The organism is Sphingomonas sp. 7/4-4, from assembly GCF_027941955.1.
GTDB lineage: Bacteria > Pseudomonadota > Alphaproteobacteria > Sphingomonadales > Sphingomonadaceae > Sphingomonas.
Genome location: NZ_CP115960.1, coordinates 2,725,148 through 2,738,825, shown reverse-complemented (window position 1 = coordinate 2,738,825; position 13,678 = coordinate 2,725,148). Strand labels below are relative to the sequence as shown.

General features: G+C 66.6%; 19 protein-coding genes and 2 pseudogenes. 5 read left to right on the top strand and 16 right to left on the bottom strand.

From position 1 onward, the window contains the following. Positions 1–58: 58 nt before the first annotated feature. Positions 59–421 (bottom strand): VOC family protein, encoded by a 363-nt coding sequence (locus PIB19_RS13805; RefSeq protein WP_271237833.1) that lies wholly within the window; start codon positions 419–421, stop codon positions 59–61. A gap of 115 nt (positions 422–536) precedes the next feature. Here PIB19_RS13805 and PIB19_RS13800 point away from each other — a divergent pair, with 115 nt between their 5' ends. The 3 genes from PIB19_RS13800 to PIB19_RS13790 all read left to right on the top strand — a co-directional run bounded on the left by PIB19_RS13800 (position 537) and on the right by PIB19_RS13790 (position 2,300). Then, complete coding sequence (locus PIB19_RS13800; protein WP_271237832.1) at positions 537–1,016, top strand: Lrp/AsnC family transcriptional regulator; 480 nt, start codon at positions 537–539, stop codon at positions 1,014–1,016. A 71-nt stretch (positions 1,017–1,087) separates the two neighbouring features. Continuing rightward, a complete protein-coding gene (locus tag PIB19_RS13795; RefSeq protein ID WP_271237831.1) occupies positions 1,088–1,531 on the top strand; it encodes a hypothetical protein in 444 nt (147 codons plus the stop codon). Beyond that, on the top strand, positions 1,440–2,300 hold the full coding sequence (locus tag PIB19_RS13790; RefSeq protein WP_271237830.1) for a hypothetical protein: 861 nt from the start codon (positions 1,440–1,442) through the stop codon (positions 2,298–2,300). Before PIB19_RS13795 ends, PIB19_RS13790 begins: the two co-directional genes overlap by 92 nt. A 6-nt stretch (positions 2,301–2,306) precedes the next feature. Here PIB19_RS13790 and PIB19_RS13785 read toward each other — a convergent pair whose 3' ends face one another. From PIB19_RS13785 to PIB19_RS13730, 12 genes and pseudogenes are all read right to left on the bottom strand, one after another. Beyond that, on the bottom strand, positions 2,307–2,717 hold the full coding sequence (locus PIB19_RS13785) for a hypothetical protein (RefSeq protein WP_271237829.1): 411 nt from the start codon (positions 2,715–2,717) through the stop codon (positions 2,307–2,309). 48 nt (positions 2,718–2,765) lie between these two features. Continuing rightward, entirely contained in the window at positions 2,766–3,299 is a 534-nt protein-coding gene (locus PIB19_RS13780) for a demethoxyubiquinone hydroxylase family protein (protein ID WP_056609989.1), read from the bottom strand. Next, positions 3,296–3,778 (bottom strand): disulfide bond formation protein B, encoded by a 483-nt coding sequence (locus tag PIB19_RS13775; RefSeq protein WP_271237828.1) that lies wholly within the window; start codon positions 3,776–3,778, stop codon positions 3,296–3,298. The genes PIB19_RS13780 and PIB19_RS13775 overlap by 4 nt, the downstream gene beginning before the upstream one ends. Before the next feature lie 3 nt (positions 3,779–3,781). Further along, positions 3,782–5,112: pseudogene (locus PIB19_RS13770) on the bottom strand (S41 family peptidase). 65 nt (positions 5,113–5,177) lie between these two features. Further along, on the bottom strand, positions 5,178–5,522 hold the full coding sequence (locus PIB19_RS13765; RefSeq protein WP_271237827.1) for a murein hydrolase activator EnvC family protein: 345 nt from the start codon (positions 5,520–5,522) through the stop codon (positions 5,178–5,180). Beyond that, on the bottom strand, positions 5,519–6,223 hold the full coding sequence (locus PIB19_RS13760) for a hypothetical protein (protein ID WP_271237826.1): 705 nt from the start codon (positions 6,221–6,223) through the stop codon (positions 5,519–5,521). The genes PIB19_RS13765 and PIB19_RS13760 overlap by 4 nt, the downstream gene beginning before the upstream one ends. Positions 6,224–6,353: 130 nt before the next feature. After that, on the bottom strand, positions 6,354–6,776 hold the full coding sequence (locus PIB19_RS13755; RefSeq protein ID WP_271237825.1) for a 23S rRNA (pseudouridine(1915)-N(3))-methyltransferase RlmH: 423 nt from the start codon (positions 6,774–6,776) through the stop codon (positions 6,354–6,356). 36 nt (positions 6,777–6,812) lie between these two features. After that, the gene (gene rsfS / locus PIB19_RS13750; RefSeq protein ID WP_156022401.1) at positions 6,813–7,124 is read right to left on the bottom strand and encodes a ribosome silencing factor; all 312 of its coding nucleotides are present in this window, start codon (positions 7,122–7,124) and stop codon (positions 6,813–6,815) included. A 78-nt stretch (positions 7,125–7,202) separates the two neighbouring features. Next, positions 7,203–7,861, bottom strand: a pseudogene (locus tag PIB19_RS13745) (nicotinate-nucleotide adenylyltransferase). Further along, positions 7,858–8,148 carry a type II toxin-antitoxin system RelE/ParE family toxin gene (locus PIB19_RS13740; RefSeq protein ID WP_271237824.1) on the bottom strand — a complete coding sequence of 97 codons (291 nt, stop codon included), beginning with the start codon at positions 8,146–8,148 and terminating at the stop codon, positions 7,858–7,860. Before PIB19_RS13740 ends, PIB19_RS13745 begins: the two are co-directional and overlap by 4 nt. Then, the gene (locus PIB19_RS13735; RefSeq protein WP_271237823.1) at positions 8,145–8,396 is read right to left on the bottom strand and encodes a CopG family ribbon-helix-helix protein; all 252 of its coding nucleotides are present in this window, start codon (positions 8,394–8,396) and stop codon (positions 8,145–8,147) included. Before PIB19_RS13735 ends, PIB19_RS13740 begins: the two co-directional genes overlap by 4 nt. 31 nt (positions 8,397–8,427) lie before the next feature. After that, positions 8,428–9,687, bottom strand: a complete 1,260-nt coding sequence (locus tag PIB19_RS13730) for a glutamate-5-semialdehyde dehydrogenase (protein WP_271240987.1) — start codon at positions 9,685–9,687, stop codon at positions 8,428–8,430. A 144-nt stretch (positions 9,688–9,831) separates the two neighbouring features. Between PIB19_RS13730 and PIB19_RS23720 the strand changes: the two genes are divergently transcribed. Together PIB19_RS23720 and PIB19_RS13725 are read left to right on the top strand one after the other, a co-directional pair. Continuing rightward, positions 9,832–10,290: a DUF3667 domain-containing protein gene (locus PIB19_RS23720; RefSeq protein WP_443018614.1), complete on the top strand. Its 459-nt coding sequence runs from the start codon at positions 9,832–9,834 to the stop codon at positions 10,288–10,290. Continuing rightward, the gene (locus tag PIB19_RS13725) at positions 10,206–10,790 is read left to right on the top strand and encodes a hypothetical protein (protein WP_443018613.1); all 585 of its coding nucleotides are present in this window, start codon (positions 10,206–10,208) and stop codon (positions 10,788–10,790) included. The genes PIB19_RS23720 and PIB19_RS13725 overlap by 85 nt, the downstream gene beginning before the upstream one ends. 4 nt (positions 10,791–10,794) lie before the next feature. Here PIB19_RS13725 and PIB19_RS13720 read toward each other — a convergent pair whose 3' ends face one another. From PIB19_RS13720 to ftsH, 3 genes are all read right to left on the bottom strand, one after another. Further along, positions 10,795–11,172, bottom strand: a complete 378-nt coding sequence (locus PIB19_RS13720) for a hypothetical protein (RefSeq protein ID WP_271237821.1) — start codon at positions 11,170–11,172, stop codon at positions 10,795–10,797. Positions 11,173–11,215: 43 nt separating this feature from the next. Further along, a complete protein-coding gene (locus PIB19_RS13715) occupies positions 11,216–11,410 on the bottom strand; it encodes a hypothetical protein (protein ID WP_271237820.1) in 195 nt (64 codons plus the stop codon). Between the two features lie 186 nt (positions 11,411–11,596). Next, positions 11,597–13,570, bottom strand: coding sequence for an ATP-dependent zinc metalloprotease FtsH (gene ftsH / locus PIB19_RS13710; RefSeq protein ID WP_271237819.1), 1,974 nt, complete (start codon positions 13,568–13,570; stop codon positions 11,597–11,599). Between the last annotated feature and the right edge of the window lie 108 nt (positions 13,571–13,678).

Sequence of the window (13,678 nt, the reverse complement as noted above, 5' to 3'; positions counted from 1 at the left end):
TCCCTCTTCATTTTTGGGGCATGATAATCAGAGCGAAGCGAATTGACACCCTTGTTAATTAGCTTGGTTCGGCGGCGTGGCAGACGAACTCGACCAACCGCCCGTCGGGATCGCGGAGATAGCCGGCATAGTAATTCGGGTGGATGTGCGGGGCGAGCGCGGGTGCCCGATCCAGCGTCAGCCCAGCCGCGCGGCCGGCGTCGTAGATCCGGTCCACCATCGCGCGATCGGGCGCGGCGAAGGCGAAATGCACGTCCGACGGCGTACCCTCGACGAGGAACAGGTCGAGCGCATCGTCATTGCCGAAACCCTTGGCGTCGCCATCGACCTTCTGGGTGTAGCCAAGCGGGCCGAGCGCCTTGGCATAGAAGGACAGGCTTTCCGCCATGCGCGACGTGCGGATCTCGATATGGTCGATCATCGGGGTCTCCTTGAAGAATGCACGGAGAGAGATAAGGGCGGCGCGCGCCGGATTCCGGCGAAATGACGTATAGAAATGGCGGATTTCGGCGAAGATCGGCGCTAGAGTGACGGCGATGGCCCGTTCCGACCTCGACGCGTTCGACCGCAAGCTCCTCACCCTCGTCCAGCGCGACGCGGCGCGCACCGCAGATGCGCTCGCCGAGGAAGTCGGGCTCTCGCCCTCCGCCGTGCTGCGCCGGCTCAAGCGACTGCGCGACGACGGTGTCATCGTCGCCACCGCCGCGGTGGTCGATCCGCTGAAGGTGGGAAAACCGAATTTCTTCCTCGCCGCGCTCGAGATCGAGCGCGAGCGGCCCGAGCTGATCGCGCGCCTGCGCCAATGGCTCGTGGCCGAGCCGTGGATCCAGCAGGTCTATTACGTCACCGGCACCGCCGATTTCGTGCTGGTGGTGGTCGCACCCGATGTCGGTGCGTACGACACGCTGATGAGCCGGCTGATGGGCGACAATCCGAACGTCCGCCGCTTCACCACCAATGTCGCGCTCGGCGTGGGCAAGCGCAGCCTGTTCGTGCCCGTAGAGCTTGAGGACTGAGGCTTATCGGCATTCGACAAGCGGTCCAGCGGCATGGACGCCGTTCGTCGCGCGCGATAAGCAGCCGGGCCATGGGTTGGGCTCTTCCACGCGATGTGAACTGGCGCGTGGCGTGGCTGTGGATCGCGCTGACCCTCACCATCGGCGCGGGCTGGCTGTTCAAGGGGCATTGCGTGCCCGGCGGCTGGACCGATGCCGAGCAATATACCACCGGCTGCTACAACGACGTGATGCCCTTCTGGCACGGCCGCGCGGTCGCCGAGGGCAAGGTGCCTTATTTCCAATCGCGGATGGAATATCCGGTGCTCACCGGCGCGCAGATCTGGGTCGAAGGCGGCGCGGCGCGATTGCTGTTCGGAGAGAGCGCGCGACTGGCATTTCCTCGGCGTGGTGGTGGTCGCCAACGGACTGCTCGCGGCTTTGGTGCTGAAGCTGTTCCTGCAGGCCGGGATGGATCGGCGCAGGCTGTGGGCGTGGGCGCTGGCGCCGCCGCTCGTCCTCTATGTCGGGCATAATTGGGACATGGCCGCGGCCGTATTCGCGATCGGTGCGATGTTGCTCGCGCGCGAAGGGCGGCTGGTGCCCGCGGCCGCCGCGGCCGGGCTCGGCACCGCCGCGAAGCTGTTTCCGGTGCTCGCGCTGCCGCTGATCGGGCTGAGCGCGCTGTTTGGCGACGATCGGCCGTGGGCGCAGCGTCTGCTCCGCGCCGCCGCGCTGTCGGCGGCGGCGATCGGTGCCTGGGCGCTGGTGAACCTGCCGGTCGCCCTCTTCGCGTTCGAGAACTGGAGCGAATTCTACCGCTTCTCGCAGGGGCGGTCGGGGACGGCGGCGGCGACATGGGACGTGCTGGCCAATATGGGCTGGTGGTTCACCTTGATCGAGGAGCGCAATCGCTACGCGGCGATCGCCTTCGTCATCGGCTTCGTGCTGATCCTGGGCTTTGGCTGGCGCAAGCATCGGACGCATTTGTGGGTGCTGTTCACTCCGGTGCTCGCCTGGTTCATGCTGACCAACAAGGTCTATTCACCGCAATTCGACCTGTGGCTCTATCCGCTGCTGCTGATGACCGCGCCGCGATTATGGCCGGTCGCATTGTTCGTGCTGGGCGACGTGGCCGCCTATTTCGCCGAATTCTGGTGGTTCGCGGGGATGGAGCATGGCTGGCCGGCGACCACCCCGCTCCACATCGCGATCGCCGCGAGTTTCCGCGCCGCGGCGATGCTGTGGATCATCGGCGAGTGCGTGGTCCGCGATCCGCCGGCATGGCTGGTGCGCAGGGCCTGAGCCCGTTCAGGGCAGCGGCAGGTTCGAGGCTTCTTCCCGACGCGCCCGCGTCTCGGCGCGCGCGCGGGTGGCCTGGCGCACGAAGCATCCGGTGGAGCCGCCGGGGCCCACCGTCGAACAGCTGCCGACGCCGCCCGTCCGGCCCGTATCCAGCGCGTCCTCCGAACGTACGGCCCAGCTCTCGCGTATCTGCGGGCGGACCGATTGGTCGCGCAGCGTTTGCGGAATGCGGAAGCGCTCGCCCTCGTCGAGCCGCTGGCACACGACGATCTCGTCGCCATTGTCGTTGGTCGGGCATTTGTCGTCGCCATAGATGACCAGCACGCCGTTCTGCACGGCATTCTGCGCCTGCGCGGCCGGTACCAGCAGGGGCGCTGCGGCGAGCCCCGCCACGATCACGATCCGCTTGAGCATCATGCTGTCTCCTCGCGCCTGTCCTGGCGCCTCAACGCCTGACCCGGCCTGTCATATCCGTTTCGATACTGCAATGGCCGCGCGGCAGCCCATCCGGATCAATCCCGAGAGCAAGGGATAGGCCACTGCATTCTCGGCGCCCGATGCGATCGCAGTGTCGCGATGCTCGATCTCCTCGTCGCGAAACTGCGCCACGGCATCGCGCAATTCGGGATCGCCGTCGCCCAACTCCGCGAGCTGGCGCTGGTAATGCAGGTCGATCTCGGTTTCGATCGCCGCGGTACAGGCCATTGCGGCGGACGGACCGATCGCTGCGGTAACGGCACCCAATGCGAAACCGGCGACGTTCCAGAAAGGTTGCAGCGCGGTGGGGCGAACACCGCGGCGCGCGATCATCGCGTCGAAGAACGCGCGGTGGCGCTCTTCCTGATTGGCCATGCCGTTGATCATGCGCGCCATCGGCGTGCGATCGCCCATCACCGCGAGTTGCCCCGCATAGATGCGCGTCGCGCCATATTCGCCGGCCTGATCGACGCGGACCATCGCGTCATGGCCCTCGCGGCGATCGCCCGGCTTCCAGCTCATCGCCGCGCCTTTCGCGGCGCCAGCGCGAAGATCGTCACCGCTCCGCCCAGCGAGAGGATCGCGTTGAAGCCCGCGAGGCTGATCCCGAACAGTGTCCATTGCGGTACGTCACAACGCACGAGCGGTCGGCGAAGTGCCTGGTTGAGGATGTCCATCGCGTCGCCATGGACCACCGGCGCGCTGCACGCGGTGATACCCTGCCACCAATGATATTCGACTCCGGCGTGGAACACGCCGATCGCACCGCTGACTGCGATCAGCACCGCGGCGAACAGCACGAGCAGCATCTGCACCGGACGCGGCAACGGCACGAAGGCCAGCACCGCGACACCCACCGCGGCATAATGCGGCCAGCGCTGCCAGTGGCACATCTCGCACGGCACCAGCCCGAACAATTGCGATCCCCACGCCCCGGCCAGCAATGCGGCCGGCAGCAGGAGCGCGATCAGCCGCGCGGTGCGGAGCCCGTCCTTGCGCACGCCTCAGCGGCCCTTGACTGCGACCTGGGGCTTGCCGCCCGAGCGGGCGATCGTCTGCAGCGCATAATGGAGCTGGAAGTCCTCGATGCCCTGCTTCTTGAGCTGCTCGGCGGTCTGGGCGAAGCGCGGATCGGTGCGCGCGTCGTCCTCGAGCGTCGCGTCGTCGACCTTCTCGGCGTTGATCAAATGCTTCCGAAGGTCCGCCTCGCGAATCACCGTGCGATCCTTGTAATCGGGATCGGAGATCTGCGGCACGAGCAGATCGGGCTTGATCCCGCCTTCCTGCACCGAATGGCCCGAGGGCGTGAAATAGCGTGCGGTGGTGAGCCGCAGCGCGGCGCGCTGGCCCATCGGCAGGATGGTCTGCACCGATCCCTTGCCGAAGCTGCGTACGCCCATCACCAGCCCGCGATGATGATCCTGCAGCGCGCCGGCGACGATCTCGGAAGCCGAAGCGGTGCCCGAATCGACCAATACGATCACCGGCAATCCCTTGGCGAGATCGCCCGGGACCATCGATTCGGCGTAATAACGCTCGATGTCGTTCTTCTCGCGGCCGCGCTGCGAGACGATCTCGCCATGGCCGAGGAACACGTCGGAGACCGCGATCGCCTCGCTCAGCAGCCCGCCGCCATTTTCGCGCAGGTCGACGACATAGCCGAGCGGTTTGTGGCCGAGCTGCTTGTCGATTCCTGGATCGCCTTGATCGTGTCGGCGCCGGTCTGCGCGGTGAAGGTGTTGATGTTGATATAGCCGACGCCGTTCTTGACCTCCCACTTCACCGGCTTCTGCACGATGATCTCGCGCACGAGGCTGAACTGGAGCGGCTTGTCGGCGCCGGGGCGGACGACCGTCAGGTTGATCTTGGTGCCGGGCTGGCCGCGCATCTGCTCGATTGCCTCGTCGAGGCTACCGCCGACGATGAACTTGCCGTCGAGATGGGTGATGAAGTCGCCCGACTTGATGCCCGCGCGTGCGGCGGGGGTATCCTCGGTGGGCGCGATCACCTTCACCGCGCCGTCTTCCTGCGTCACGGTGAGGCCGAGACCGCCGTAATTGCCGTCGGTCTGGATCTTGAGATTGTCGAAATCGAGCCCGTCGGCATAGCTTGAATGCGGGTCGAGCGCGGCGAGCATGCCCTGGATCGCGCCCTTGATCAGTGTCTGATCGTCGACCTTCTCGACATAGTTCGCCTTCACCTGGTTGAAGACTTCCATGAAGGTGTCGAGCTCGCGGTAGCTGTTGGTGTCGACACCCGCCATCGCGCCGGAGGCGATGGGGACGAGTGCGAGCGCGCTGACTGCGGCAGTGACCTGGAGAAGCGGACGAAGCATCATACTACCTTCGACGGAAACAAGCGTGGTAATCTAGTGCAGGATAACGGCATTTCCACGGCCTGTCAGTCGAGCAATTGCGTGAGGTCCATCGGCTGCCCGCGACGGCGCAGCTCGATCGTCACCCGGGGATCGCCCGCGCCGGGCGCCCGCCCGATCAACTGACCCGGCGAAACCTGATCGCCGACCCGCACTGCCAGCCCACCGAGCCCCGCGATCAGCGAGGTCCAGCCATTGCCGTGATCGATGATGATCACGCCGCGATAGGCGCGAAACGGCCCGGCATAGACGATGCGTCCCCCGGCAGGCGCGATGGCGCGGGCATTGGGAACGGTGGCCAGCGTGAGGCCGCGGGCGCGGACGCCGGTGGCGGAGAGCTCGCCAAGGCCGGTGACGAGTTGCCCGGTCACCGGCAGGCGATAGGCCGCCACCCGCTTCGCAGCCGTCGGCGAGGATTGGGCATCGGGGCGCGGCAGCGGGCCGGGAGGGCGAGCAATGCCCCCTGTATCTGCTCGGCCTCGCCTTGCGTCTCCATCTGGTCGACGATCTCGCGCGCACGTTCGCCGAGCGCGAGCGCGCGGTCCGATTCGACCAGCGCGCTCCGGCCCAGTTCCTGCGAGCGTGCGCGATGCTCGGCCTCGAGCCGGACCAGCCCGATACGCTCCGCCTCGAGCCGCGCCCGGCCGTCGCGCAGGCTCTTTACCGCCGTCCCGGCATTGGCGCGAAGCTGTTGGACGCGGGCAAGTTCGGCGCGGACTTCGGCGGTGCGCCGCTCGACCACCGGCATGGTGGTGCCCAAAACGGCGCGGACATGGACCATGTCTTCGGTCGAGCCGGGCTGGATGAGCCCGAGCACCGCGGGGCGGCGCGCCATCGACTGCAGCGCCGCGATCAGCCGCACCACCGGGCCCTGCCGCTCGGCGACCTGGCTGCGCTGCCCCGCGAGCAGCCGATCGACGATCGCGATCTCGCGCCTCGGCGGCGATGATGTCGGCCTCGGCGGCCTTGATGCGTTCGGCGGCTGCGGCTTCCTGCGCGCGTGCCTGTAGGGCCTGATCGCGCTCGTTGGCGGCGGCGGCCTCGAGCGCCTGTGCGCGCGCCTGCGCGGCATTGGAGGCCGCTTTCGCCGATGTCAGCCGAACCTGCTGCTCGCGCAACTGCTGCGCGCCCGCCATGCTTCCCGCGGCGAGCATCGCCAGCAGTGCGACAGCGGTGGCGGTGCTCCGCGCGGGTCCCATGGCTCACCCTTCGCGGTGATAGGGATGATTGGCAAGGATCGAGGTGGCGCGCCACAATTGCTCGGCGAGCATCGCGCGCGCCATCAGATGCGGCCAGGTCGCGCGCCCGAACGAGACGAGCAGGTCGGCCTGCGCGCGCTGGGCATCGTCGAAGCCGTCCGCCGCGCCGATCAGGAACCGCGTCTCGCGCACCCCGTCGTCGCGCCAGCGCCCGAGTTTCTCCGCCAGCACGCGCGAAGGCAGGTTTTCACCGGTCTCGTCGAGCATGACGATCCGCGTGCCCGGCGCCTGTTCGGGCATCCTGCCGCTGGTGTCGGGAAGCTCGGTGATCCTGGTCGGCCACGCGACGCGCTTCAGATAGCGCTCGACCAGCTCGGCCTCGGGCCCGCGCCCGATGCGCCCGCGCGCGACGATGTGGAGCAGCATTAGACTTCGGTCGCAGGACGGGCCTTCAACCGCAAACTACGCCTGCCCTGCGTTTTCCCCGAACGACCACATCCGCTCGAGATTGTAGAAGGTGCGCACTTCGGGGCGGAACAGATGGACGATCACGTCGCCCGCGTCGATCAGCACCCAATCGGCGGTGGGCAGGCCTTCGACGCGTGGGCTCCGGCCGAACTCGGCCTTGATCTTCTCGGCGAGCTTGGTCGCCATCGATGCCACCTGGCGCGTCGAGCGCCCGGAGGCGACGACCATATAGTCGGCGATGCTGCTCTTGCCGGCGAGCGGGATCGAGACGGTTTCGACCGCCTGATCGTCGTCGAGCGAAGTCATCACGAGTGCATGCAATGCCTCGACGCCATCGGCACCGGGGACGCGCTGCACATTGGGGGAAGTGGCCAAGTTAATTCCTCAGGGTTGCGACATGTCTGTGCGCGACGGTGGAGACGGCACGGACGGCGCCGATATGGATATCGAACGCGCGTTCGGAAAGTGCCGGTGCCAGGCAGGGTCGGCGGCGCGGATGCGGGTCGCCGAAGTCGGATCGGGGCGAAAGCGCAGCAGCACGAGGGCCGGCAATCTCCAACTCGTCCATTTCTTCGCCTGGCCTGCGGGCCGCACAGCGCGCCGCAGCCAACTCATCGCGGGACTAGCGTGAGCGCGTGCATCATAGCCTGGACGTGCAATCACCGCAATCGGAACCTGTCGCGCAATGTCGCGCCACCGCTCCCATTGATCGAATTGGGCAAGATTGTCGGCGCCCATCAGCCAGATGAAGCGATGTTTGGGGAAGATGCGCGGCAGCCGATCCAGCGTATCGGCGGTATAGCGCGTCCTGAGCCGCTTCTCGATATCCGTGACGCGGATCGGTGCGTGGCGCGCCATCCTCTGTGCCGAGGCCATGCGCGCCTTGAACGGCGCCATTCCCGCTTTGTCCTTGAGCGGATTGCCGGGGAGACCAGCCACCACACCTCGTCGAGCCCGAGCGCGCGGATTGCATGGAGCGAGAGCTTGCGGTGTCCGCGATGGGCGGGATTGAACGAGCCGCCGAGCAGGCCGATGCGTTTCATGAAAAGAGCGCAAGCCAGTCCGAGGCGGCGTGAAGCACGCGTCGAATCTCCACCGTATCGCCACGTTCGGCATAAATGAGGATGAAGGGCGTCTTCCGGACCGGCCATTTGCGCAGTCGCGTGCTGCCGAGCGGGGTTCCCATCCCGGGATAGTCAAGCAACTTCAGCGGTGCCTTCTCGACGCGTTCCAGCAGAATGAGCGGGAGATCACGGTCCAGTTCACCCGCGTCGGCGGCGATGCGAAAGAGATCGCGGCGCGCCGGCCCCGCCCAGATCAGGCGTTTCAAGCAGCGTCCTTGCGCTGCCGCATTCCCTGAATTTCCGCGACGAGCTCTTCGTGCGTGACATAGTCACCGCGATCGATGGCGTCTTCACCCTCCTGGAGGAACGCGAGGAATTCGCTCTCTTCCTTCACATATCGCGTGACCGCCTTGGCGACGAGCCAGGCGCGCGAGCGCTCATGATGTTCGGCGAGCTGATCCAGGGCGGCGAGCGTCTCCGGGTCGAGGCGGGCAGTGACAACCGAAGTCTTCATGCAACGAATGTATACAAGTGATACGTCGCGTTCAAGGCCGCGCCTGGCCGGTCCCGCGCACCACCCATTTATACGTCGTCAGCCCCTCGAGCGCGACCGGGCCGCGGGCGTGGAGGCGGCCGGTGGAGATGCCGATCTCGGCGCCGAGGCCGAACTCGCCGCCGTCGGCGAATTGCGTCGAGGCGTTCCACATCACGATCGCGCTGTCGACTTGCGCGAGGAAGCGTTCGGCAGTGCCCGCATCCCCGGTGACGATCGCGTCGGTGTGGTGCGATCCGTGCGCGGCGATATGCGCCATCGCTTCGTCGGCGCCGTCGACCAGCTTCACCGAGAGGATCGCGTCGAGATATTCGGTGTCCCAGTCGCCGCATTCCACCGGCAGCGCCCGCGGCTCGATCGCCTGGATTTCGGCATCGCCGCGCAGCTCGCAGCCGGCATCGGCGAGCGCGGCGAGGACCGGCGCGGGATCGCCGAAGCCGCGGTCGATCAGCAGCGTCTCGGTCGCGCCGCAGATACCGGTGCGGCGCATCTTGGCGTTGAGCGCCAGCTCCCGGGCCATCGCGGGATCGGCGGCACGGTCGATAAAGGTGTGGTTGAGCCCGTCGAGATGCGCGAGCACGGGCACGCGCGCTTCGGCCTGGACGCGCGCGACGAGGCCCTTGCCGCCGCGCGGCACGACCATGTCGATCGCGCCCTCGGCAGTCAGTATCGCGCCCACTGCGGCGCGATCGGTGACCGGGACGAGCTGGACCGCATCGGCGGGCATCCCGCCGGCCTCGAGGCCCTTGGCCAGGGCGGCATGGATCGCGCGATTGCTGCGAATCGCTTCCGAGCCGCCGCGCAGGATCGCGGCATTGCCGGACATCGCACAGAGTGCGCCGGCATCGGCGGTGACGTTGGGGCGGCTCTCATAGATGATGCCGATCACGCCGATCGGGATGCGCACGCGGGTCAGCACCAGCCCGTTGGGGCGCTCGACGCGTTCGATCACCTTGCCGACCGGATCGTCGAGTCGGGCGACGGCCTCGACGCCTGCTGCGGTCGCCTCGACGCGTCCGGCATCGAGCCGGAGCCGATCGAGCAGCGCACCCGACAGCCCCGAGGCTTCGGCCGCGGCCATGTCCTCGGCATTGGCCGCGACGATCGCGTCGCTCGCCTCGCGGATCGCTGCTGCGGCCGCGAGCAATGCGCGGCTCTTCTGGTCGCTGGTCATCGCGGCAAGCCGGCGCGAGGCGGTGCGGGCCCGCGCGGCTATGTCTGCGATCAGCATCTGGATATCGGCATCGGCCATGCTGCACCCGCTAGCACGACTTGGTGCAAGCTGGTAGGCGTCGCACATGGGGAATTCGAAGCAGCCGGCGAAATCGTCACCGGAGGATTGCTGGGCCGCGCGCTGGAGCCGCGGGCCGGCGAGGGGCAACCACATGGGCACCGGATGTGCCTCAATTGCGGCACCGCGCTGATCGGTGCGCATTGCCATCATTGCGGACAATCGGGCCACGTCCATCGTTCGCTCGGCGCGGTCGGGCACGAGATCGTCCACGGCGTGTTCCACTTCGAAGGCAAGTTCTGGCGTACGCTGCCGCTGCTCGCATGGCGCCCGGGCGATCTCACCCGGCGCTATGTCGCGGGGAGCGCGCGCGCTTCGTCTCGCCGATGGCGATCTTCCTCTTCTCGATCTTCGCGATGTTCGCGGTGTTCTCGTTCGCGGGGATTTCACCCCCGACCGACATGCGCGGCGTCAACACCTATCCGCTCGCGGCGATCAAGACCGAGCGGGGCCAGGTCGAGAAGCAGCGGGAGAAGGCGTTGCGCCAGACCCGGGACGCCGATCTCGATGCCGATGACCGCGCGGACGCGGTCAAGGACCTCGCCGAAGCCGATGCGCGGCTGAAAGACCTCGACAGCGCCGCCAAGGCACTCAAGGAAGATCCGGTCGAGGTCAATGTCGCGCATACCGGCTGGTACGCGCTCGATCACGGCATCGAGAAGTGGCAGCAAAACCCCGCGCTGATGATCTACAAGCTCCAGTCGAGCGTCTACAAATTCTCGTGGCTGCTGATCCCGTTGTCGCTGCCGTTCCTCTGGCTGCTGTTCTTCTGGAAGCGCCAGTACAAGCTCTACGACCACGCGGTCTTCATCATCTATTCGATCGCGTTCATGTCGCTGCTGTTCATCGTGATCACGCTGGCGGCGCAATTGGGAGTGCCCTCGGGCTGGCTGGGCACGGCGGGCGTGTTTATCCCGTTCCTCCACATCACCCGGCAGCTCAAGCAGGCCTATCAGCTGCGCTGGTGGTCGGCGGTGCTGCGCGCGATGGTGCTCACCTGGTTCATCACGATCGTGCTGGTGCTCTTCCTGCTGATCCTGGTGGCGATGGGGATGACGGGCTGAGTGGCTATACCATCGGGCAGGGGTAGGTCTTGTTGAGATAGGCGTAGAGGCCGTCCTTGAGTTCGACTTCCTGCTCGGCCGGCGACAGCGCCTTGAAATAGGCCATGAGCTTGTCGCTATCGAATGTTGCCTGTCCGGGAGGCGGCGGACACGCGATGGGTTTCCCCGTCGCCTTCGCCTTGTCGACATCGGCACGCCAGGCCTCGAGGATCGCTTCCAGCTCGTTCGTGAGCCGCCGCAGCTCGGGATCGAGCTTCGCCATCTCGCCGAGCTTCCCCACCGCAGTCCATCGCGCGATGAATTCGCGGACCGGCATTGCCTGCACGGGAGCCGCGAACAGGCTGATCGCCGCAGCCGGAAGCAGCCGATGCCTCACCGGCACGGATAAGTCCGCTTCATATAGGCGTAGACCGCTGCCTTCATGCTCATCCCCGCTTCGCCGGCGGGATCTTCTCGAGCTCGGCGAGCATCTGCTTCGGTGTCAGCTTCGGCTTGCCGGTCTCCGGCGGGCAGCTGTGCGGGGGCTTGCCGGTGGCGCGCGCGGCACGCAGGTCGGCGGTATAGGCAGTCCGGATCGCGGTGACTTCACGCTTGAGCAGCTCGGCATCGGGCGAGAGCAACGCCAGCGCCCCTGTGCCTGCAGCGCTTTCGCCTTGGCGAGGAATTGCGCGACGGTCATCGCCTGCGCCGCATTCGGCAATACCAGTACCAACACGGCAACCACAGCCGTCAGACGCCGCATATGAAAAGCCCTCCCGCGATTTCTCGGGGAGGGCTAGTCGCAACGGGTTTAACGCCGACTGAATTCACGCACCTTGCGGGGCAGGATTGCCGAACGGGCCCTTGGGCTTGCGGATCTTGGGGATCGAAGTGCCCGCGGTGGCGACCGGCGCCGCCTTCGAACCGGCATCCTCGCGGCCCATGTCCTCGCCGGCGATCAGCCGCTTGATCTCCTCGCCGGTCAGCGTCTCATATTCGAGCAGCGCCTGGGCGAGGCTGTGAAGCTGGTCGACATGGTCGGTCAGCACCTGCTTGGCGCGATTGAGCCCGCCCTCGACCAGTTTCTTGATCTCGGCATCGATCAGCTGCGCGGTCTCGTTCGACATCTGCGCCGGGCGCGCCATGCCGTAGCCCAGATAATTCTGGTCATCCTCGGCATATTCGAGCGGACCGACCGCCTCGGACATGCCCCAGCGGGTGACCATCGAGCGCGCGAGACGCGTCGCCGACTGGATGTCCGACGAAGCACCGGAAGACACGCGGTCATAGCCGAAGATCAGCTCCTCGGCGACGCGGCCGCCCATCGCGATCGAGAGATGCGCATACATCTGGTCGCGGTGCATCGAGTTCTGGTCGCGCTCGGGCAGGCGCATCACCATGCCCAGCGCGCGGCCGCGCGGGATGATCGTCGCCTTGTGGATCGGATCCGAAGCCGGCTCGTGCATCGCGACGATGGCGTGACCGGCCTCGTGATAGGCGGTCATCCGCTTCTCGTCCTCGGTCATCAGCATCGACTTGCGCTCGGCGCCCATCATGACCTTGTCCTTGGCGTCCTCGAACTCGCTCATCGCGACGAGGCGCTTGCCGCGGCGTGCCGCCAGCAGTGCCGCTTCGTTGACGAGGTTCGCCAGGTCGGCACCCGAGAAGCCCGGCGTGCCGCGCGCGATGACGCGGGGATCGACGTCGGGCGCCAGCGGCACCTTCTTCATGTGGACCGAGAGGATCTTCACGCGGCCTTCGATGTCCGGACGCGGCACCACGACCTGGCGATCGAAGCGGCCCGGACGCAGCAGCGCTGGATCGAGCACGTCGGGGCGGTTGGTCGCCGCGATGATGATGATGCCTTCGTTCGCCTCGAAGCCGTCCATCTCGACCAGCAGCTGGTTGAGCGTCTGCTCGCGCTCGTCATTCTGGTTGCCCAGGCCCGCGCCGCGCGAACGGCCGACCGCGTCGATCTCATCGATGAAGAGGATGCACGGCGCCGATTTCTTGGCCTGTTCGAACATGTCGCGGACACGGCTCGCGCCGACGCCGACGAACATCTCGACGAAGTCCGAACCCGAGATGGTGAAGAACGGCACGCCCGCCTCACCCGCGATCGCGCGGGCGAGCAGGGTCTTGCCGGTGCCGGGCGAACCGACCAGCAACGCGCCCTTGGGGATCTTGCCGCCGAGGCGAGCGAACTTGGTCGGATCGCGCAGGAACTCGACGATCTCCTGCAGTTCCTCGCGCGCCTCGTCGATGCCGGCGACGTCGTCGAAGGTGACCTTGCCTTCCTTCTGGGTCAGCAGTCGGGCGCGGCTCTTGCCGAAGCCCATCGCACCGGAGCCCGAATTCTTCTGCATCTGGCGCAGCACGAAGAAGGCGATGCCGAGGAAGAGCAGGAAGGGCAGCGACTGGTAGAGGATGTAGAACCAGATCGATGGCTGCTCCTCGGGGCGCGCATTGATCGCGACGCCCTTCTCGCGCAGCGTCGAGATCAGTTGCGGATCGTTGGGCGCGTTGGTGCGGAACTTGGCGTCGCTGGAGAGCGTGCCCGAGACCATGCTCGTGCCCGCCGAACCCGCGGCGATGTTGACCGACTTGACCTCGCCGGCCTGAACCTTGTCGAGGAAGGCCGAATAGGACATCGCGTCGCCCGCGGTCTGCGCGCCCGGACGATCGAACATCGTCACGAATAGCGCCAGCGCTGCGAGAATGCCCACCCAGATCAGGAGGCTCTTCATCCAGGGATTGCCGCCGCCGTTTTCGGGACCCTGCGGCTTGTTGTTGTCGTTCATCGAGCTCGATACCTTTCGCCCGTCATAGATAGGCACCGCCGGGTTAATGGCAATGGAACAACGTCGATCAGTGTGATCGGCGCGCCGGAGCTTTGCTGAAACGCCATT